14 protein-coding genes, 4 tRNA genes and 2 rRNA genes are annotated in these 20,145 nt (G+C 53.7%); 18 read left to right on the top strand and 2 right to left on the bottom strand.

Annotated features, from left to right (window positions below):
• Positions 1 to 34: 34 nt before the first annotated feature.
• From I2123_RS01045 to yjfF, 10 genes are all read left to right on the top strand, one after another.
• Positions 35 to 111: transfer RNA gene (locus I2123_RS01045), tRNA-Ile, on the top strand.
• Positions 112 to 243: 132 nt separating this feature from the next.
• Positions 244 to 319, top strand: a tRNA-Ala gene (locus I2123_RS01040).
• A gap of 215 nt (positions 320 to 534) precedes the next feature.
• Positions 535 to 3,444, top strand: a 23S ribosomal RNA gene (locus I2123_RS01035).
• A gap of 146 nt (positions 3,445 to 3,590) precedes the next feature.
• Positions 3,591 to 3,706 (top strand): 5S ribosomal RNA (rrf, locus tag I2123_RS01030).
• 87 nt (positions 3,707 to 3,793) lie between these two features.
• Positions 3,794 to 3,870, top strand: a tRNA-Asp gene (locus tag I2123_RS01025).
• 54 nt (positions 3,871 to 3,924) lie between these two features.
• Positions 3,925 to 4,000, top strand: a tRNA-Trp gene (locus I2123_RS01020).
• A 406-nt stretch (positions 4,001 to 4,406) separates the two neighbouring features.
• Positions 4,407 to 5,363 carry a galactofuranose ABC transporter, galactofuranose-binding protein YtfQ gene (gene ytfQ / locus I2123_RS01015; RefSeq protein WP_056772381.1) on the top strand — a complete coding sequence of 319 codons (957 nt, stop codon included), beginning with the start codon at positions 4,407 to 4,409 and terminating at the stop codon, positions 5,361 to 5,363.
• 84 nt (positions 5,364 to 5,447) lie between these two features.
• Complete coding sequence (ytfR, locus tag I2123_RS01010) at positions 5,448 to 6,956, top strand: galactofuranose ABC transporter, ATP-binding protein YtfR (RefSeq protein WP_213051606.1); 1,509 nt, start codon at positions 5,448 to 5,450, stop codon at positions 6,954 to 6,956.
• Positions 6,957 to 6,966: 10 nt separating this feature from the next.
• A complete protein-coding gene (ytfT, locus tag I2123_RS01005; protein ID WP_213051605.1) occupies positions 6,967 to 7,986 on the top strand; it encodes a galactofuranose ABC transporter, ATP-binding protein YtfT in 1,020 nt (339 codons plus the stop codon).
• The gene (gene yjfF / locus I2123_RS01000; RefSeq protein ID WP_213051604.1) at positions 7,986 to 8,972 is read left to right on the top strand and encodes a galactofuranose ABC transporter, permease protein YjfF; all 987 of its coding nucleotides are present in this window, start codon (positions 7,986 to 7,988) and stop codon (positions 8,970 to 8,972) included. The genes ytfT and yjfF overlap by 1 nt, the downstream gene beginning before the upstream one ends.
• Before the next feature lie 11 nt (positions 8,973 to 8,983).
• On the opposite strand, the gene hdfR is transcribed toward yjfF, so the two are convergent.
• Positions 8,984 to 9,808 carry an HTH-type transcriptional regulator HdfR gene (hdfR, locus tag I2123_RS00995; protein ID WP_112165626.1) on the bottom strand — a complete coding sequence of 275 codons (825 nt, stop codon included), beginning with the start codon at positions 9,806 to 9,808 and terminating at the stop codon, positions 8,984 to 8,986.
• 118 nt (positions 9,809 to 9,926) lie between these two features.
• On the opposite strand from hdfR, the gene I2123_RS00990 reads away from it, so the two are divergent.
• Positions 9,927 to 10,265: a MaoP family protein gene (locus tag I2123_RS00990; RefSeq protein WP_112165461.1), complete on the top strand. Its 339-nt coding sequence runs from the start codon at positions 9,927 to 9,929 to the stop codon at positions 10,263 to 10,265.
• 24 nt (positions 10,266 to 10,289) lie between these two features.
• Here the strand turns inward: I2123_RS00990 and I2123_RS00985 are convergent, their stop codons facing one another.
• On the bottom strand, positions 10,290 to 11,825 hold the full coding sequence (locus I2123_RS00985; RefSeq protein ID WP_213051603.1) for a YifB family Mg chelatase-like AAA ATPase: 1,536 nt from the start codon (positions 11,823 to 11,825) through the stop codon (positions 10,290 to 10,292).
• 364 nt (positions 11,826 to 12,189) lie between these two features.
• On the opposite strand from I2123_RS00985, the gene I2123_RS00980 reads away from it, so the two are divergent.
• The 7 genes from I2123_RS00980 to ilvA all read left to right on the top strand — a co-directional run bounded on the left by I2123_RS00980 (position 12,190) and on the right by ilvA (position 20,137).
• Positions 12,190 to 13,428 (top strand): MFS transporter, encoded by a 1,239-nt coding sequence (locus I2123_RS00980; RefSeq protein ID WP_213051602.1) that lies wholly within the window; start codon positions 12,190 to 12,192, stop codon positions 13,426 to 13,428.
• Between the two features lie 132 nt (positions 13,429 to 13,560).
• Positions 13,561 to 13,662 carry an ilv operon leader peptide gene (ilvL, locus tag I2123_RS00975; protein WP_112165468.1) on the top strand — a complete coding sequence of 34 codons (102 nt, stop codon included), beginning with the start codon at positions 13,561 to 13,563 and terminating at the stop codon, positions 13,660 to 13,662.
• A gap of 147 nt (positions 13,663 to 13,809) precedes the next feature.
• The gene (ilvG, locus tag I2123_RS00970) at positions 13,810 to 15,456 is read left to right on the top strand and encodes an acetolactate synthase 2 catalytic subunit (RefSeq protein ID WP_213051601.1); all 1,647 of its coding nucleotides are present in this window, start codon (positions 13,810 to 13,812) and stop codon (positions 15,454 to 15,456) included.
• On the top strand, positions 15,453 to 15,716 hold the full coding sequence (gene ilvM / locus I2123_RS00965) for an acetolactate synthase 2 small subunit (RefSeq protein ID WP_013577547.1): 264 nt from the start codon (positions 15,453 to 15,455) through the stop codon (positions 15,714 to 15,716). Before ilvG ends, ilvM begins: the two co-directional genes overlap by 4 nt.
• Positions 15,717 to 15,734: 18 nt before the next feature.
• A complete protein-coding gene (locus I2123_RS00960) occupies positions 15,735 to 16,664 on the top strand; it encodes a branched-chain amino acid transaminase (protein WP_104924025.1) in 930 nt (309 codons plus the stop codon).
• Positions 16,665 to 16,736: 72 nt separating this feature from the next.
• Positions 16,737 to 18,587, top strand: a complete 1,851-nt coding sequence (gene ilvD / locus I2123_RS00955) for a dihydroxy-acid dehydratase (protein ID WP_112165472.1) — start codon at positions 16,737 to 16,739, stop codon at positions 18,585 to 18,587.
• A 5-nt stretch (positions 18,588 to 18,592) separates the two neighbouring features.
• Complete coding sequence (ilvA, locus tag I2123_RS00950) at positions 18,593 to 20,137, top strand: threonine ammonia-lyase, biosynthetic (protein ID WP_213051600.1); 1,545 nt, start codon at positions 18,593 to 18,595, stop codon at positions 20,135 to 20,137.
• The last annotated feature ends 8 nt before the right edge of the window (positions 20,138 to 20,145 follow it).

The following is a 20,145-nucleotide window of genomic DNA, read 5'->3' as shown; positions in this document are numbered from 1 at the left end:
CTGATGAAAAAGTAACGAGCAGAAATACCTTTATAGGCTTGTAGCTCAGGTGGTTAGAGCGCACCCCTGATAAGGGTGAGGTCGGTGGTTCAAGTCCACTCAGGCCTACCAATTCTTTCCTTCTCTGCGTTGTCCCTCCCTCGTTTGCTAACGCAAACGTCGTGTGACTCCGCCTTGATAAGAAATGAATTGGCTGACTCATCTAGCGATGAGATAGATAAAGGTATCTGTAAGTGACTGTATGGGGCTATAGCTCAGCTGGGAGAGCGCCTGCCTTGCACGCAGGAGGTCAGCGGTTCGATCCCGCTTAGCTCCACCATTACCGTACAGCCTTTAAATAATACTTCAGAGTATATTGGTAACAGTATGCTGCGAAGTATTTTGCTCTTTAACAATCTGGAACAAGCTGAAAATTGAAACATTACAGCTGAACATCACTCTCCGTAGAAGTACTGAGTGATGATTTTGTCTGTAATAGAGTCTCTCAAATAATCGCAATGCGACGATGTCTTTTAAGACACCTTCGGGTTGTGAGGTTAAGCGACTAAGCGTACACGGTGGATGCCTAGGCAGTCAGAGGCGATGAAGGGCGTGCTAATCTGCGAAAAGCGTCGGTAAGGTGATATGAACCGTTATAACCGACGATACCCGAATGGGGAAACCCAGTGTGTTTCGACACACTATTGCATGGTGAATACATAGCCATGCAAGGCGAACCGGGGGAACTGAAACATCTAAGTACCCCGAGGAAAAGAAATCAACCGAGATTCCCCCAGTAGCGGCGAGCGAACGGGGAAGAGCCCAGAACCTGAATCAGTTTGTGCATTAGTGGAAGCGTCTGGAAAGTCGCACAGTATAGGGTGATAGTCCCGTACACAAAAATGCACTTATTGTGAGTTCGATGAGTAGGGCGGGACACGTGACATCCTGTCTGAATATGGGGGGACCATCCTCCAAGGCTAAATACTCCTGACTGACCGATAGTGAACCAGTACCGTGAGGGAAAGGCGAAAAGAACCCCGGCGAGGGGAGTGAAATAGAACCTGAAACCGTGTACGTACAAGCAGTGGGAGCCTACTTTGTTGGGTGACTGCGTACCTTTTGTATAATGGGTCAGCGACTTATATTTTGTAGCAAGGTTAACCGAATAGGGGAGCCGTAGGGAAACCGAGTCTTAACTGGGCGTCAAGTTGCAAGGTATAGACCCGAAACCCGGTGATCTAGCCATGGGCAGGTTGAAGGTTGGGTAACACTAACTGGAGGACCGAACCGACTAATGTTGAAAAATTAGCGGATGACTTGTGGCTGGGGGTGAAAGGCCAATCAAACCGGGAGATAGCTGGTTCTCCCCGAAAGCTATTTAGGTAGCGCCTCGTGAACTCATCTTCGGGGGTAGAGCACTGTTTCGACTAGGGGGCCATCCCGGCTTACCAACTCGATGCAAACTCCGAATACCGAAGAATGTTATCACGGGAGACACACGGCGGGTGCTAACGTCCGTCGTGAAGAGGGAAACAACCCAGACCGCCAGCTAAGGTCCCAAAGTCATGGTTAAGTGGGAAACGATGTGGGAAGGCATAGACAGCCAGGATGTTGGCTTAGAAGCAGCCATCATTTAAAGAAAGCGTAATAGCTCACTGGTCGAGTCGGCCTGCGCGGAAGATGTAACGGGGCTAAACCATGCACCGAAGCTGCGGCAGCGACGCTTAGGCGTTGTTGGGTAGGGGAGCGTTCTGTAAGCCGTCGAAGGTGTCCTGTGAGGGGTGCTGGAGGTATCAGAAGTGCGAATGCTGACATAAGTAACGATAATGCGGGTGAAAAACCCGCACGCCGGAAGACCAAGGGTTCCTGTCCAACGTTAATCGGGGCAGGGTGAGTCGACCCCTAAGGCGAGGCTGAAAAGCGTAGTCGATGGGAAGCTGGTTAATATTCCAGCACTTGGTGTTACTGCGAAGGGGGGACGGAGAAGGCTAGGCTAGCCGGGCGACGGTTGTCCCGGTTCAAGCGTGTAGGGGGTGTGACTTGGTAAATCCGGTTACATATTCAACCCTGAGGCGTGATAACGAGCCACTACGGTGGTGAAGTAGTTGATGCCATGCTTCCAGGAAAAGCCTCTAAGCTCCAGGTAACACGAAATCGTACCCCAAACCGACACAGGTGGTCAGGTAGAGAATACTCAGGCGCTTGAGAGAACTCGGGTGAAGGAACTAGGCAAAATGGTGCCGTAACTTCGGGAGAAGGCACGCTGGCGCGTAGGTGAAGAGACTTGCTCTCGGAGCCGAAGCCAGTCGCAGATACCAGCTGGCTGCAACTGTTTAATAAAAACACAGCACTGTGCAAACACGAAAGTGGACGTATACGGTGTGACGCCTGCCCGGTGCCGGAAGGTTAATTGATGGGGTTAGCAGCAATGCGAAGCTCTTGATCGAAGCCCCGGTAAACGGCGGCCGTAACTATAACGGTCCTAAGGTAGCGAAATTCCTTGTCGGGTAAGTTCCGACCTGCACGAATGGCGTAATGATGGCCAGGCTGTCTCCACCCGAGACTCAGTGAAATTGAACTCGCTGTGAAGATGCAGTGTACCCGCGGCAAGACGGAAAGACCCCGTGAACCTTTACTATAGCTTGACACTGAACATTGAGCCTTGATGTGTAGGATAGGTGGGAGGCTTTGAAGCGTGGACGCCAGTCTGCGTGGAGCCAACCTTGAAATACCACCCTTTAATGTTTGATGTTCTAACTCGGCCCCGTGATCCGGGGTGAGGACAGTGTCTGGTGGGTAGTTTGACTGGGGCGGTCTCCTCCTAAAGAGTAACGGAGGAGCACGAAGGTTAGCTAATCACGGTCGGACATCGTGAGGTTAGTGCAATGGCATAAGCTAGCTTGACTGCGAGAGTGACGGCTCGAGCAGGTACGAAAGTAGGTCATAGTGATCCGGTGGTTCTGAATGGAAGGGCCATCGCTCAACGGATAAAAGGTACTCCGGGGATAACAGGCTGATACCGCCCAAGAGTTCATATCGACGGCGGTGTTTGGCACCTCGATGTCGGCTCATCACATCCTGGGGCTGAAGTAGGTCCCAAGGGTACGGCTGTTCGCCGTTTAAAGTGGTACGCGAGCTGGGTTTAGAACGTCGTGAGACAGTTCGGTCCCTATCTGCCGTGGGCGTTGGAAGATTGAGAGGGGCTGCTCCTAGTACGAGAGGACCGGAGTGGACGCATCACTGGTGTTCGGGTTGTCATGCCAATGGCATTGCCCGGTAGCTAAATGCGGAAAAGATAAGCGCTGAAAGCATCTAAGCGCGAAACTTGCCTCGAGATGAGTCTTCCCTGTGGCTTTAAGCCACCTGAAGGGACGTTTAAGACTAAGACGTTGATAGGCTGGGTGTGTAAGTGCAGCGATGCATTGAGCTAACCAGTACTAATGACCCGAGAGGCTTAACCTTACAACACCAAAGGTGTTTTGATTAGAGTGACTCTGCTGCGCGCGAGCGTGGAGAAGTAGATTTTCAGCGACGTTCCGAGATTGGTTCGTATGGCGAGGCGTTGTGAGAAATCACGGTGCTTGGCGGTACGGATGAAACAGAATTTGCCTGGCGGCACTAGCGCGGTGGTCCCACCTGACCCCATGCCGAACTCAGAAGTGAAACGCCGTAGCGCCGATGGTAGTGTGGGGTCTCCCCATGCGAGAGTAGGGAACTGCCAGGCATCAAATTAGTTCCTTTTCCCCTGACAAGGAAAATAACAGGAACAAACTTGTATCAGACGTTTTCTGATGTGAGTGAAAGAACCGGTGGAGCGGTAGTTCAGTTGGTTAGAATACCTGCCTGTCACGCAGGGGGTCGCGGGTTCGAGCCCCGTCCGTTCCGCCAATTATTAAAAATTATGCCTGCTAACTTTAGCAGGCATAATGTTAAGCGTAATTTAGGGGCGTAGCTCAGTTGGTAGAGCACCGGTCTCCAAAACCGGGTGTCGCGAGTTCGAGTCTCTCCGCCCCTGCCATATTAAGAGCCCTTCGCGAAAGCGAGGGGCTTTTTTTTGTTTTAAATCCTGCAATTTCCCCTCTTTAGCTCAATTAATCCTCACCACTGATCCTTTTCCTGCGTCTTTTTGCACCATTTCAGTTCAATTCTTTTTATTTTCCTGGTTATTTTTGGTTATATTTTGGCTAAATACATGCACTAAATGATTGTTATTCCCGTATGTGACCCCGCTCATGCTCCCTTTTTCCCTGTGTACTAAACCTAATCATCGTCCTATGACGACAACCAGAACCGGGCATGACTTTTTTCGTTCTTTTTACGGCGTAATTATCGTAATGAGCGAGAACATATATCCGGTGAGTGTTCTGGCCGTACCCAACGAGTCATAACAAAAAGTAGCTCAGACTACACGCGAGGAAAGAGACATGTACAAACGCTTATTTGTGGCAGCAGCAGTAGCAACAGCACTTTGTGGCGCGGCACAGGCAGCTCCGCTGGTTGTAGGTTTTTCTCAGATCGGATCAGAGTCTGGTTGGCGTTCTGCAGAAACTAAGGTATCCAAATCGGAAGCGGAGAAACGCGGGATCACGCTGAAAATTGCGGATGCTCAGCAAAAACAAGAGAACCAAATCAAGGCAATCCGCTCATTCATTGCGCAAGGTGTCGATGCGATCTTTATTGCACCGGTTGTCGCAACCGGTTGGGCCCCCGTTCTGACCGAGGCCAAAGAGGCGAAAATCCCCGTATTCCTCTTAGACCGCACGATTGAAGTCAGCGATCCGTCGTTGTATACCGCAGCTGTGGCTTCTGACAGCGTGTATGAAGGTAAAGTCGCCGGTGACTGGCTGGTGAAAGATGTGGCCGGCAAGCCGTGTAACGTGGTCGAACTTCAGGGAACCGTCGGCGCGAGCGTTGCGTTAAACCGTAAAAAAGGTTTTGCTGATGCACTCAAAGCCGCGCCGAATGTCAAAATCATTCGTTCTCAATCCGGTGACTTTACCCGCAGTAAAGGTAAAGAAGTCATGGAGAGCTTCATCAAGGCTGAGCAAAATGGCAAAAACATTTGTGCCGTCTACGCACATAACGATGACATGGCGATCGGTGCTATTCAGGCCATCAAAGAAGCCGGTCTGAAACCGGGTTCGCAGATCAAAATCGTTTCAATTGATGGGGTTCCTGATATCTACAAAGCGATGCTGAATGGCGAAGCGAATGCCTCTGTAGAGCTCACACCAAACATGGCTGGCCCGGCATTTGATGCGTTGATCGCTATGAAAAAAGACGGTACTCAACCGAAGAAATTTATTCAGACGCAGTCTGCGCTTATCCTGCCGGACATGGCTCAGAAAGAATATGACATGAAAAAAGACATGGGTTATTAAGCCGATTTTACCGGTCTGTCTCACGGGCAGGCCGGTAAAAATTATTCCCATTCCGCCGGTAGCGGATGCAGCAGGAGTAGTGATGTGACGGATAATCCAGGTTCAGCAGTGCTGCTTGATGTGCGCGGCCTCTCAGTAGAGTTCCCCGGCGTTAAGGCGCTGGAAAATGTCGATTTTACTCTCGAACGTGGTGAGATCGTGGCCCTTTTAGGGGAGAACGGTGCCGGTAAATCCACAATGATTAAAGCCCTGACTGGCGTATATAAACGTTCTGCCGGTCAGGTTTATTTGAATGGTATTCCCATCGAACCGGTCAATACGGCCCATGCGCAGTCGCTTGGGATTGGTACGGTTTACCAGGAAGTGAATCTCCTGCCGAATATTTCCGTGGCGGCTAATCTCTTTATTGGTCGCGAACCTACCCGGTTTGGTCTGGTCAATCAGCGCAAAATGGAACAACAGGCAGAGGTGCTGCTGGAGGGCTACGGATTACATCTCGATGTCAGCCAGCCGCTTTCCACCTATTCCATTGCCATCCAGCAAATCGTGGCGATTGCGCGAGCTGTCGACCTTTCTGCGCAGGTATTAATCCTCGACGAACCTACCGCCAGTCTCGATGCTAAAGAAGTCAGCATGCTGCTGGATATTCTCGTGCAGCTGCGTGACAAAGGTGTTGGGATGATTTTCGTGACCCATTTCCTCGATCAGGTTTACCGCATCAGCGACCGTATTACAGTGCTGCGCAACGGCAAACGTGTGGGGTCAGAGCGCACGGTTGATTTACCACGTATGGATCTCGTGCCGATGATGCTGGGACACAGCTTTGATGAAAGTCTGCTTAAACGTACTGAACATCGCAATGTCACCGGTGAACCGCTGGTGGAATTTAAGGATTATGGCCGTCGTGGCGTGGTCGAGAATTTCGATCTGAAAGTCCGTCGTGGTGAAATTGTCGGCCTTGCCGGATTGTTGGGATCCGGGCGGACAGAAACCGCTCAGTTGATTTTCGGCATCAAAGGTCATGACAGCGGCAAAGCTCGGGTTGATGGCAAGGAAGAGACCATCAGTACGCCGCGTAAAGCGGCCAAACTCGGATTTGGTTACTGCCCTGAGGATCGCAAGACCGATGGCATTATCGGCGCAGCCACCGTCCGTGAAAATATCATTCTTGCACTACAGGCTCAGCGCGGCTGGTTACGACCTCTGCCGATGAAAGAGCAGCATCAGATCTCAGAGAAATTCATCAAACTTCTCGGTATTCGAACACCCGGCACCGAGCAGGAAATTCAATATCTCTCCGGCGGGAATCAGCAAAAAGTCCTGCTTTCGCGCTGGCTTGCCACCAATCCTCGCTTTCTCATTCTTGATGAACCGACCCGCGGCATTGACGTCGGCGCGCATGCTGAAATCATTCGCCTGATTGAAAAACTGTGCGATGAGGGGCTGGCATTGCTGGTGATTTCATCCGAGCTGGAAGAGTTGTCGGGCTATGCAGACCGCATCGTGGTGTTACGCGATCGCCGTCATGTTGCCGAAATTGAGCAGGCTGAAATCTCCGTGCCAGCCATTATGAAAGCCATCGCGGCGCAATGAGGAGATATCGATGAGTAACAGGAGTCTGCCGATGACAGGATCACCGCGCAAAGTTCGATGGGTATTTCCAAAGGGTGCTACGCAAATCGGGGCATTCATTGCCATTTTACTGATCGATAGCCTGGTCGCGCCGGGCTTTTTCTCAATCCACATTCAGGATGGCCGACTATTTGGCAGTCTGGTGGATATCTTTAACCGCGGTGCGCCGGTGGCTCTGCTGGCTCTCGGTATGACGCTGGTAATTGCGACAGGAGGCATAGATCTCTCGGTGGGTGCCGTGATGGCCATTGCCGGAGCAACGGCGGCCACCATGACGGTGCAAGGTTATCCGCTGGCAATGGTGCTCCTGGCTTCCGTCGGTGTAGGTGCGGTTTGCGGCCTGTGGAATGGCTTTCTGGTCGCCGTGCTGCAGATTCAGCCGATCGTGGCGACGCTGATGCTGATGGTCGCTGGTCGCGGAATCGCGCAGCTCATCACCGAGGGACAAATCGTCACGTTCGAACACAATGGTTTATCGCAGTTCGGCAGCGGTTCCCTGTTTTATCTGCCGATGCCGGTGATCATTGTGGTCGTGATGTTGGTTCTGGTGTGGGCGCTGGCGCGTAAAACGGCGCTTGGGCTATTTATTGAATCCGTCGGAATCAATATCCGATCCGCATACAACGCCGGCGTAAATGCGCGTCTGGTGCTGATTTCTACTTACGTAATTTGCGGGATTTGTGCAGCGGTCGCGGGGGTTATCGTCACGGCGGATATTCGCGGTGCCGATGCCAATAATGCCGGTTTATGGCTGGAACTGGATGCGATTCTGGCGGTGGTCATTGGTGGTGGTTCGTTGCTCGGAGGGCGATTTAATCTGCTCCTTTCGGTTATCGGTGCGCTCATCATTCAGGGCATGAACACCGGCATTCTGCTCTCCGGTTTTAAACCTGAGTTTAATCTGGTACTCAAAGCGTTGGTGGTGCTGGCCGTGCTGGTGGTGCAGTCGCCCCGGGTGTCGCTCAGTAATCTGTTTCGGAGGAAGGGATAATGCTCAAAAGAAATCTGCCCCTGCTGATTACTATCGTGGTGTTTGTGGCCGGATATGGTTATTGCTTCACCCAGTTTCCCGGATTCGCCTCCACGCGCGTCTTCTTTGATTTACTGACAGATAATGCCTTTCTCGGGATTGTAGCCGTCGGGATGACCTTCGTGATCCTCTCAGGCGGCATCGATTTGTCGGTAGGCTCAGTGATCGCTTTTACCGGCGTTTTACTGGCGAAACTGATTGGCGATTACGGCGTTGCGCCCGGTTATGCCTTCGTGATTGTCCTGCTGATGGGAGCGATGTTTGGCGCACTGATGGGTTGGATCATCGATACGCTGAAGCTTCCGGCGTTTATTATTACCCTGGCAGGAATGTTTTTCGTTCGCGGTATGAGCTTTATCGTTTCCGAAGAATCGCTGCCCATTAATCATCCAGTTTATGATTTTCTGGCGAATTACGCATGGAAAATGCCGGGCGGGGGACGTTTCACGCTGCTGGCGTTAATCATGCTGCTGGTCGTCTTCGTGGGGATTATTTTGGCGCACCGGACACGCTTTGGGAACAACGTCTACGCGGTCGGTGGCAGTAACGTGTCGGCGGCGCTGATGGGCGTTCCGGTGAGGCGGACAACGATTTACATCTACATGCTGTCGAGCACGCTGGCTGTCCTTTCCGGCATCGTGTTTTCACTCTATACCTCCGCCGGATACGCGCTGGCAGCCAGTGGGGTAGAACTGGATGCTATCGCTTCTGTCGTCATCGGAGGAACCTTGCTGAGCGGCGGCGTAGGGACCGTACTTGGAAGCCTGTTCGGCGTTCTGATTCAGGGCCTGATCCAAACCTACATCACGTTCGACGGTACACTCAGCTCGTGGTGGACCAAAATCGTCATGGGTATCCTGCTGTTTGTCTTTATCGGCTTGCAGAAGGGCATGAGCTCATTCTGGACCGCCAGAAGAGCACGACATCCGCGCCCCGAGCCGACCTGATGGCGGAGGGCTCAGAGATGGGTGATCAGCGGCGTTTTAAGTAACTGACGGATAAGAACCTGCTGATCGCTATTTTGCAGCCATACGGCGTACAGCGGGCGGATAACCGGTGGAATCTCTTCATGCGCTGCCAACTGGGGATATTCTTTTGCCCAGTGTGACGGCAGGAAAGCGCAGCCACCGGTCTGCTCCAGTAATTGTCGCGTCAGATGCGCTGATGTGGTGGTCAGAACGGGTTCCTGATCGCTGTTTTGCAACTTTTCCTGCTGAGGAAAATCGGCGCCCCATTCCAGTTTCACATAAGGCGATTGTTCCCCTCTGACTGTTTTCTTCGATGAAAAAAGTCGTAACGAGAAATTACCCAACAGCTGACTTGAGAGCTCGTCCATTTTTGGCGGCTCGGTGGTGATCAGCAAATCCAGTTGTCTTTCATGCAATTGCTTTACCAGCGACTGGCGCAACGCGATGCGTGCTTCCAGCCGCAAAGTATCACGTTGCACGTAGAGCGACTGCATCCACGGCGTCAGATAGGCTTCCCATAGCGAGGCCGTGGCACCAATCGACAATTCTGTGTGCTGTAACGAGCGTAACACCTCTTTTTTCGCCAATTGCCAGGTAGACATCAGATTCTCGGCGTAAGGCAGCAGACGCTCTCCTGCGGGCGTTAAGCGGATATTATTTCGATGGCGGGTGAACAAATTTGCGCCAAGTTGGGTTTCCAGTTGCCGGATACGAAAGCTGACAGCGGATTGCGTCAGATAAAGCGATTCCGCTGCCCGACCAAAGTGGCGAGTTCTACTGACCTCCAAAAAGGTTTTCAGTAATTCCGTGTCCAAAACCATCTCCAATTATTTTTGTCGTTAAGATTTAAATGTTTTGTTTTACACAATGTCAAGCCTAACTAATACTCCGCGCCATAACAGCACGACCATGAGAGAATTAGGAGCGTGTCAGATGGCGGAAAGCTTCACCACGACAAGTCGTTTTTTTGATAATAAACATTACCCTCGCGGGTTCTCCCGGCATGGCGATTTCACCATTAAAGAAGCGCAAATGCTAGAACGTTACGGCTTTGCCTTTAACGAACTGGATTTGGGAAAACGCGAGCCAGCAACCGATGAAGAAAAGCTGTTCCTTGAGGTTTGCCGCGGTACGCGCGAACCGGTAACGGAAGCTGAAAAAGTGTGGAATAAGTACATCATCCGCACCCGTCGTCCGAAGAAATTCCACACGCTGTCCGGCGGTAAACCGCAGGCAGACGCTGTAGAAGACTACACGGAAAGCGACGACTAATGAAACGGGGCTATGCCCCGTTTTTTATGCCAGACTCTTATGCAGAGTTAACAATAGCCTATCCATGGTGCGATAGCTCAGCGCCTCAGCAATATGTTTGCGTTCAATGGCTTCACTCCCCCCGAGATCGGCCAGTGTTCTCGCGACTTTCAGAATGCGATGCCAGGCTCTCACCGATAATCCCAGTTTATGCAGCACTTCTTCCAGAAACTCAGCATCCGCCTTCGTTAACACACAATACGTTTCCACCTCACTGCTGTTCATATGTGCATTGATTTTCCCCGCACGTTTTAACTGAACGTCTCTGGCTGTCAGCACCCGTTCCCGAACTTCTGCACTGCTTTCCCTGGCGGTCGGTGCATGGTTTTGCTGGCTGAGGATCCCTGGTGGTAAAAGTGGCACTTCAATCGATAAATCGAACCGGTCCAGAAAAGGGCCTGATAGTCTGCCCAGATAGCGCAGAACCTGCTGGGGCGGTGTGCGGTTGTGAATGCCCTGATAATGCCCTGTCGGGCTGGGATTCATGGCTGCGATCAGTTGTGCTCTTGCCGGATAGCGCACTTTCGCTCTGGCGCGGGAAATGGTGATTTCGCCGGACTCCATCGGCTGGCGCAGCGCATCTAACACCTGCCGCTGAAATTCCGGCAGCTCATCGAGAAACAGAACGCCGTTGTGTGCCAGCGAAATTTCTCCGGGCCTCGGCAGCGAGCCGCCACCGACCAGTGCGCTCATCGACGTACTATGATGCGGTGCGCGAAAAGGCCGCACGCGGGAGAACTCACCGTCCTCCTCCGGGTTATACACCAGGCTGGCGATGGCCGCTGTTTCCAGCTTCTCCTCATTGCTTAGCGGCGGCAATAATCCCGGTAACCGGCTGGCGAGCATGGTTTTTCCCGTTCCCGGCGGACCAATCAGCAGCAGGTTATGTCCGCCCGCTGCGGCGATCTCCAACGCACGCTTGGACTGCTCCTGGCCAATGATCTCCGCGATATCGGGCTGATGCACAGAGGCGGGTGGCTCTGTGGGATAGTCGATGGGCGGCAGGCTGTCCTCGCCTTGCAGGAAAGCGCAAACCTGTAGCAGGTGCCCGGCGATCTGCGCTACCCCCGGATCGAGCAGCGTCATTTCCATCTGGTTGTTCTGCGGCAGGATCAGTATCCGCCCCTCTTTCTGCGCCTCAAGTGCTGCCGGGATCGCGCCATTAACGCTGCGTAACGCACCAGAAAGCCCGAGCTCACCCAAAAACTCGTAGGCCTCCAGCTTATCGCCCTGCAACTGCTCAGAAGCCACCAGAATCGCCAGCGCGATCGATAAGTCATATCGTCCGCCTTCTTTGGGCAAATCTGCCGGGGCGAGATTGACGGTGATGCGCTTGGCAGGAAAGGTGAATCCGCAGTTGATGATGGCGCTGCGCACGCGATCTCTGGCCTCTTTGACGGTGGTTTCGGGCAGCCCCACCAGCGTCAGTGCCGGTAAACCGTTGCTGATATGCACTTCGACAGAAACACCGGGCGCCTGAACACCGAGCGATGCGCGTGTATACACCACGGCTAATGACATGCTTTTTCCTTTGCTGTGAAAATTCCTGTCAGTAGCATGCCGGAATGCAAAACCGCAGCGGAAATAAGATGGCAGCCTTGCGCAGCATCGCGTGAAAAATTTTTAGAAATTACACCGTGAAATCAAAAGGCTGTGCGATGTCTCGCAAAGTCTGCAACATTCTTTAACAGCCTGAGGTTTCTGGAAACAAATTAGCTGGCTAATTAAGTTGCCGGTTTGCGAGGCAGAGGTGTTTAATTTGAGTGTATTTAACAATAAATAAACAAATACGCATTATTAATTAACATCTCTCTGCCTCACAGAGGATTTTCCGGATCGGCTCGTGAGCGCATTGCCTACATCTTTCCGGAATAGGGATACACCCATGTTTGGTTGGACTTCTCGGCAACGAAATGTTGCCATCGCCAGTTTCTTAAGCTGGACCCTCGATGCCTTCGATTTTTTCATTTTAGTCTTTCTGCTTAGTGATATAGCGACGGCATTTCAGGTGGATATCAAAGAGGTGACGCTGGCGATTTTGCTGACACTGGCAGTTCGGCCAATAGGGGCATTGTTGTTCGGGCGGGCAGCGGAAAAATATGGCCGTAAACCGGTGCTGATGGTAAACATTGCCTGCTTTTCAATTTTCGAACTTTGCACGGCAGCGGCGCCTTCACTGACCGTTTTCCTGATCCTGCGCGTGATTTACGGCGTGGCGATGGGCGGAGTCTGGGGCGTGGCGTCATCACTGGCGATGGAAACCATCCCAGACCGTTCACGCGGGATGATGTCCGGGATTTTTCAGGCCGGTTATCCGTTTGGTTACCTGCTGGCGGCGGTGGTTTACGGCTTGTTCTCTGAACTGGTCGGCTGGCGTGGCATGTTTGTGATCGGCGCTGTCCCCGTCTTTCTGCTGCCGTTCATCTGGTTCAAAGTTCAGGAATCGCCGGTCTGGCTCGCCGCCCGCGAACGCAAGGAAAGTACCGCTTTGTTACCGGTGCTGAAATCGCACTGGAAGCTCTGCGTCTATCTGGTGGTGCTGATGGCGGCGTTTAATTTCTTCAGCCACGGAACGCAGGATCTTTACCCTTCATTCCTGAAAGTTCAGCACGGTTTTGATGCCCATACGGTCAGCCTGATTGCGATCGGTTACACCATCGCCTCAATCATTGGCGGTATCTTCTTTGGCACGCTGTCGGAGAAAATCGGGCGCAAAAAAGCCATTATTATCGCGGCGTTACTCTCTTTACCGGTGATCCCGTTGTGGGCCTTCTCCAGCGGAACCTGGACTATCGGTCTGGGCGCATTTCTGATGCAGTTTATGGTGCAGGGCGCGTGGGGCGTGGTGCCGTCGTACTTAACCGAGTTGGTGCCCGCGAATACCCGTGCCGTGCTGCCCGGATTCGTTTATCAGCTGGGGAATCTGCTGGCATCGGTCAATGCGACCTTGCAGGCGAGCATCGCCGAAAGCCACGGACATAACTACGGTCTGGCGATGGCAATTGTTGCCGGGACGGTGGCAATCGTGATTTCCATACTGGTTGCATTTGGGCGGGATACGCGCGGAAAAGCCATAACAGGTGCAATAAATAATCAGACGGCGGATCAACCCGCTAAGGTTTGATTTTCCATATTTTTTTTGGCGGATTGTGCAACGGCGCGCAAATAATAACGCAAGAAAAATGTTGTCATTAAATGCATTACTGTGATAACTCTGTAGGCAATCGTTCGCAATATGAATTATAGAAACCTAAAAATGAAAGCCCTTCTCCTCGTAGTTAGCCTAGTCGTGATTCGCGTGGTGGTGATTATTATCCCACCGTGCGGGGCTGCACTTGGACGAAGAAAGGCTTATTAAACAAGCCTGAACCTGAAAAGAAACCCCGCACCGAAAGGTCCGGGGTTTTTTTTTGGTTCGGTGATTTCAGTGAACAATGAAGCGAGGTCGGAAAATGAGCAACAGCATAATATTCTGCACTTGTCGCAAAAAGGCAGGAGAATAAGGATGAACGGAGCACAGTGGGTAGTACAAGCGTTGCGTGCGCAGGGGGTAGATATGGTGTTTGGTTATCCCGGCGGGGCAATCATGCCGGTATACGATGCACTGTATGACGGCGGCGTGGAACACCTGTTGTGCCGGCACGAGCAAGGTGCCGCAATGGCCGCCATCGGCTATGCCCGTTCAACCGGAAAAGTCGGCGTGTGTATCGCCACTTCCGGTCCCGGCGCCACCAACCTGATCACCGGTCTGGCTGACGCGCTGCTGGATTCCGTTCCTCTGGTGGCAATCACCGGTCAGGTGGGTTCCGCGTTTATCGGCACTGACGCCTTTCAGGAAATCGACGTTTTAGGTTTATCTCTGGCCTGTACCAAACACAGTTTCCTGGTGGAATCACTGGATGCGCTGCCTGAAATCATGGCCGAAGCTTTCGCCATCGCCAGCTCTGGCCGTCCAGGCCCCGTGCTGATCGACATCCCGAAAGATATCCAGCTGGCAACGGGTGAACTGCCGCCGCACCTGCTGGCCGTCGAAGAATCCTTCCCGCATCCGGCTGTTGAACTGGAACAAGCCCGCGCAATGATCGCTGCGGCCCAAAAACCTATGCTGTACATCGGCGGCGGCGTTGGCATGGCTCAGGCAGTGCCTGCCTTACGCGAATTCATTTCGACCACCGGTATTCCCGCGGTGGCGACGCTGAAAGGTCTGGGTGCACCGGATGCCACCGACCCTTGTTATCTGGGCATGTTGGGTATGCACGGTACCAGAGCGGCCAATCTGGCGGTGCAGTCTTCTGACTTGTTGATCGCCGTTGGTGCGCGTTTCGATGACCGCGTGACCGGCAAGCTGAACACTTTCGCACCGCACGCCGCCGTTATCCATATGGATATCGACCCGGCGGAGCTGAACAAACTGCGTCAGGCACACGTCGCGTTACAGGGCGATTTAAATGCACTGTTACCGTCGCTGCAACAACCACTGAGCATCGACGCATGGCGTGACGAAGTGATGACCCTGAAAGCGCAGGGCGAATGGCGTTACGACCATCCGGGCGAGTCCATCTACGCGCCACTGCTGCTGAAACAAATCTCCGATCGCAAAGATGCCAATACCGTGGTGACCACCGACGTCGGCCAGCACCAGATGTGGACCGCACAGCACATGCAGTTCTCGCGTCCTGAAAACTTCATCACTTCCAGCGGTCTGGGCACGATGGGCTTCGGCGTACCTGCTGCCGTCGGTGCGCAGGTTGCACGCCCTGACGATATGGTGATCTGCGTTTCGGGCGATGGCTCCTTCATGATGAATGTGCAGGAACTGGGCACCATCAAGCGAAAACAGTTGCCCGTAAAAATCCTGCTGCTGGATAACCAGCGGTTAGGGATGGTTCGACAGTGGCAGGAATTGTTCTTCGACGGACGCTTCAGTGAAACCAACCTCTCCGATAACCCCGATTTTGTGACGCTGGCCAGCGCATTCAATATTCCCGGCCAACGTATCAGCCGTAAAGACCAAGTCGATGCCGCACTGGATGCCTTTTTCAACAGCAAAGGCCCGTATTTGCTTCATGTCTCCATCGACGAAAATGAAAATGTCTGGCCTCTGGTACCACCGGGCGCAGGCAACGAAACCATGTTGGAGAAAATGTCATGATGCAGCATAACGTCTCAATCCAGGCCCGTTTCCGCCCTGAAATGTTGGAGCGCGTATTACGCGTTGTTCGCCACCGTGGTTTTCAGGTCTGCGCGATGAACATGACCCCGATGGTCAATGCAGAAAATATAAATATCGAATTGACCGTTGCCAGCCAGCGGCCGGTAGATTTACTGTCTTCACAGTTACGCAAACTTATGGATGTCGCCTGTGTCGAAATCCAGCAACACACATCACAACAAATACGCGCGAATGCGTGAGTAATAGGGACGAATAGAATGACGAAGAAAGCTGATTACATTTGGTTCAATGGCGAGATGGTTCCGTGGGCAGAAGCAAAGGTTCACGTGATGTCCCATGCGTTGCATTACGGCACCTCTGTCTTCGAAGGCGTGCGTTGCTACGACTCCCATAAAGGCCCGGTCGTTTTCCGCCACCGTGAACATATGCAGCGTCTGCGCGATTCCGCAAAAATCTACCGTATGCCGGTTTCTCAGAGCGTGGATGAGCTGATGGAAGCCTGCCGCGAAACGCTGCGTAAAAACAATCTGGTCAGCGCGTATATTCGTCCGCTGGTGTTTGTGGGCGATGTCGGTATGGGCGTGAACCCGCCGGATGGCTACAAAACTGACGTCATCATCGCCGCCTTCCCGTGGGGCGCATATCTGGGTGAAGAAGCCCTGGAGCAGGGTATCGACGCAATGGTCTCCTCATGGAACCGCGTTGCCGCCAACACCATTCCGACCGCCGCAAAAGCCGGTGGTAACTACCTGTCCTCATTGCTGGTCGGCAGCGAAGCACGCCGTCACGGTTATCAGGAAGGGATCGCGCTGGATATTCACGGTTACGTCTCAGAAGGCGCGGGCGAAAACTTGTTTGAAGTGAAAGAAGGCATCTTGTTCACACCGCCGTTTACCTCTTCTGCACTGCCGGGCATTACCCGCGATGCAATCATTAAACTGGCGAAAGACATGGGTCTGGAAGTGCGTGAGCAGGTGCTGTCCCGCGAATCTCTGTATCTGGCTGACGAAGTGTTCATGTCCGGAACTGCGGCGGAAATCACTCCGGTACGCAGCGTGGACGGCATTCAGGTCGGAATCGGCAAACGCGGTCCGGTCACGAAACAAATTCAGGATGCGTTCTTCGGCCTGTTCACCGGCAAAACCGAAGACAAATGGGGATGGTTGGACCCAATTAATCCACAGTAATCTAAAGAACAAGAATGATGCAGGTGGCGATTTCGCTGCCTGCTAAACAGAAATGATTTGGAGTAACTGAGCATGCCTAAGTACCGTTCCCATACCACCACTCATGGCCGTAATATGGCTGGCGCCCGCGCATTATGGCGTGCCACCGGCATGACCGATGATGATTTCGGCAAGCCAATTATTGCCGTCGTTAACTCCTTTACCCAGTTCGTACCAGGCCACGTGCACTTGCGCGATCTGGGTAAACTGGTTGCTGAGCAAATCGAAGCGTCCGGCGGTGTGGCAAAAGAATTCAACACTATCGCAGTGGATGATGGTATCGCGATGGGGCACGGCGGCATGCTGTATTCATTGCCTTCCCGTGAACTGATCGCCGATTCCGTTGAATACATGGTGAACGCGCACTGCGCCGATGCCATGGTGTGTATTTCCAACTGCGACAAAATCACCCCGGGAATGCTGATGGCGTCATTGCGCCTGAACATTCCGGTGATCTTTGTTTCCGGCGGCCCGATGGAAGCCGGTAAAACCAAGCTGTCTGACAAAATCATCAAGCTCGATCTGGTCGATGCCATGATTCAGGGCGCAAACCCGAACGTCAGCGACGCCGACAGCGAGCAGATCGAACGTTCTGCCTGTCCGACCTGCGGCTCCTGTTCCGGTATGTTTACCGCCAACTCCATGAACTGTCTGACCGAAGCGCTGGGTCTGTCGCAGCCGGGTAACGGTTCATTGTTGGCGACGCACGCTGACCGCCGCGAACTGTTCCTGAACGCCGGTCGCCGCATCGTTGAGCTGACCAAACGTTATTACGAAAAAGATGACGAAACCGCACTGCCACGCAACATCGCCAGCAAAGCGGCATTCGAGAATGCCATGACGCTGGATATAGCGATGGGCGGCTCGACCAACACCGTTCTGCACCTGCTGGCTGCCGCGCAGGAAGGCGGAATCGAATTCGATATGATCGATATCGACCGTCTGTCACGCGTCGTACCGCACCTGTGTAAAGTCGCACCGAGCACGCCGAAATACCATATGGAAGACGTTCACCGCGCCGGTGGCGTACTGGCGATTCTGGGCGAACTGGACCGCGCGAACCTGCTGAACCGCGACGTCAAAAACATCCTTGGCCTGAACCTGACGGAAACGCTGAATCAGTACGACATCATGCTGACCAAAGATGAAGCCGTGAAAAAAATGTTCCGCGCCGGTCCGGCCGGTATCCGCACCACGCAGGCGTTCTCACAGGATTGCCGCTGGGACACACTGGATGATGACCGCGCCGAAGGCTGTATCCGCTCGCTGGAAAATGCGTTCAGTCTGGAAGGCGGGCTGGCCGTGCTGTACGGCAACATCGCCGAAGCCGGCAGTATCGTGAAAACCGCAGGCGTGGATAAATCTAACCTGACCTTCCGTGGCCCGGCCAAAGTCTACGAAAGCCAGGACGATGCCGTGAGCGCGATCCTCGGTGGCAAAGTCGTTTCAGGCGACGTCGTGGTTATCCGCTACGAAGGGCCAAAGGGCGGGCCGGGTATGCAGGAAATGCTGTATCCGACTACCTATCTGAAATCCATGGGGCTCGGCAAAGAGTGTGCGCTGATCACTGACGGTCGTTTCTCAGGCGGCACATCCGGCCTGTCTATCGGTCACGTTTCTCCTGAAGCGGGCAGCGGCGGCATGATTGCGCTGGTTGAGGATGGCGACTTTATCGACATCGACATTCCAAACCGCAGCATGGTGCTGGACGTTCCGGCTGCCGAACTGGCAGCGCGTCATGCAGCAGAAGAGGCTCGTGGCGATCAGGCGTGGACGCCGAAGAACCGCGTGCGTGAAGTCTCCTATGCGCTGCGTGCTTACGCCATGTTGGCGACCAGTGCCGACAAAGGCGCCGTTCGCGACAAGTCTAAGCTGGGAGGCTAAAGGCCATGGCGGTATCTCAACCTTTGCCCGACCAGCCGTGCGGCGCAGAATATCTGCGCGCCGTGCTGCGTGCGCCGGTGTATGAAGTCGCACAGGTGACCCCTTTGCAGGTCATGGAAAAGATCTCTTCCCGGCTGGGTAATACCATTCTGGTGAAGAGGGAGGACCGCCAGGCTGTTCACAGTTTTAAACTGCGCGGCGCGTATTCCATGATAGCCAGCCTGACCGAAGAGCAGGCCGCCCGTGGCGTGATCACGGCCTCGGCCGGTAACCATGCGCAGGGTGTTGCGCTGTCGGCCACCAAAAAGGGCATCAAATCTCTGATAGTGATGCCGGTGGCGACCGCGGACATCAAAGTCGATGCGGTGCGCAGTTTCGGTGGTGAAGTATTGCTGTTTGGCGCGAATTTCGACGAAGCCAAAGGCAAAGCTATCGAGCTTTCGCAGCAGCAGGGCATGACGTTTGTCCCGCCGTTTGACCATCCGGCGGTGATCGCCGGGCAGGGCACGCTGGCGATGGAGCTGCTGCAACAGGATGCGCATCTCGACCGCGTATTCGTGCCGGTCGGCGGCGGCGGTCTGGCAGCGGGCGTCGCGGTGTTGATCAAACAGCTCATGCCGCAGATCAAAGTGATTGGCGTCGAAGCCGAAGATTCTGCCTGCCTGCGCGCAGCGCTGGATGCCGGTGAACCTGTTGATCTGGCGCGCGTCGGGCTGTTCGCTGAAGGCGTGGCGGTGAAGCGTATCGGTAACGAAACGTTCCGCCTGTGCCGTGAATATCTTGATGACGTGATAACCGTCGACAGCGATGCCATCTGCGCCGCGGTGAAAGATTTGTTCGAAGACGTGCGTGCGATTGCCGAGCCTTCCGGGGCGCTGGCGCTGGCGGGACTGAAGAAATACGTGCAGCAGCACAACATTCAGGGCGAACGTCTGGCGCACGTGCTATCAGGCGCGAACGTCAACTTCCACGGTTTACGTTACGTATCGGAACGCTGCGAGCTCGGCGAACAACGCGAAGCGCTGCTGGCGGTGACCATTCCTGAGCGCAAAGGCAGCTTCCTGAAATTCTGTCAGCTGCTGGGTGGCCGTTCGGTGACCGAGTTCAACTACCGTTATGCCGATGCGGATAACGCCTGCATCTTCGTGGGCGTGCGTCTGACGCGCGGCCACGCAGAGCGGCTGGAAATCATCGACGAGCTGAATCGCGATGGCTATCAGGTGGTGGATCTCTCTGATGATGAAATGGCGAAACTTCACGTGCGGTACATGGTGGGCGGGCGTCCAACCAAGCCTTTGCGCGAGCGGCTTTACAGCTTTGAGTTTCCGGAATCACCGGGCGCGTTGCTGAAATTCCTGCATACGCTGGGCACGCACTGGAATATTTCGCTGTTCCATTACCGCAGCCACGGCACCGATTTTGGCCGCGTGCTGGCCGCGTTCGAGCTGAATGAACAGGAACCGGAGTTCGAACAGAACCTGAAGGCGCTGGGTTATGACTGCCATAACGAAAGTGATAATCCTGCGTTCCGCTTCTTCTTAGCGGGCTAAAAATCTAA

The organism is Rahnella inusitata (genome assembly GCF_018288855.1).
GTDB classification, from domain to species: Bacteria; Pseudomonadota; Gammaproteobacteria; order Enterobacterales; family Enterobacteriaceae; genus Rahnella; species Rahnella inusitata.
This window is presented reverse-complemented; position numbering and strand designations above follow the sequence as displayed.

Coding starts and splice junctions, on each gene's coding strand:
- I2123_RS00990 (WP_112165461.1), top strand. CDS start 9,927: ATGGCGGAAAGCTTCACCACGACAAGTCGTTTTTTTGATAATAAACAT.
- ilvD (WP_112165472.1), top strand. CDS start 16,737: ATGCCTAAGTACCGTTCCCATACCACCACTCATGGCCGTAATATGGCT.
- ilvA (WP_213051600.1), top strand. CDS start 18,593: ATGGCGGTATCTCAACCTTTGCCCGACCAGCCGTGCGGCGCAGAATAT.
- ytfQ (WP_056772381.1), top strand. CDS start 4,407: ATGTACAAACGCTTATTTGTGGCAGCAGCAGTAGCAACAGCACTTTGT.
- ytfT (WP_213051605.1), top strand. CDS start 6,967: ATGAGTAACAGGAGTCTGCCGATGACAGGATCACCGCGCAAAGTTCGA.
- ilvM (WP_013577547.1), top strand. CDS start 15,453: ATGATGCAGCATAACGTCTCAATCCAGGCCCGTTTCCGCCCTGAAATG.
- yjfF (WP_213051604.1), top strand. CDS start 7,986: ATGCTCAAAAGAAATCTGCCCCTGCTGATTACTATCGTGGTGTTTGTG.
- I2123_RS00980 (WP_213051602.1), top strand. CDS start 12,190: ATGTTTGGTTGGACTTCTCGGCAACGAAATGTTGCCATCGCCAGTTTC.
- I2123_RS00985 (WP_213051603.1), bottom strand. CDS start 11,825: ATGTCATTAGCCGTGGTGTATACACGCGCATCGCTCGGTGTTCAGGCG.
- I2123_RS00960 (WP_104924025.1), top strand. CDS start 15,735: ATGACGAAGAAAGCTGATTACATTTGGTTCAATGGCGAGATGGTTCCG.
- ilvG (WP_213051601.1), top strand. CDS start 13,810: ATGAACGGAGCACAGTGGGTAGTACAAGCGTTGCGTGCGCAGGGGGTA.
- ilvL (WP_112165468.1), top strand. CDS start 13,561: ATGAAAGCCCTTCTCCTCGTAGTTAGCCTAGTCGTGATTCGCGTGGTG.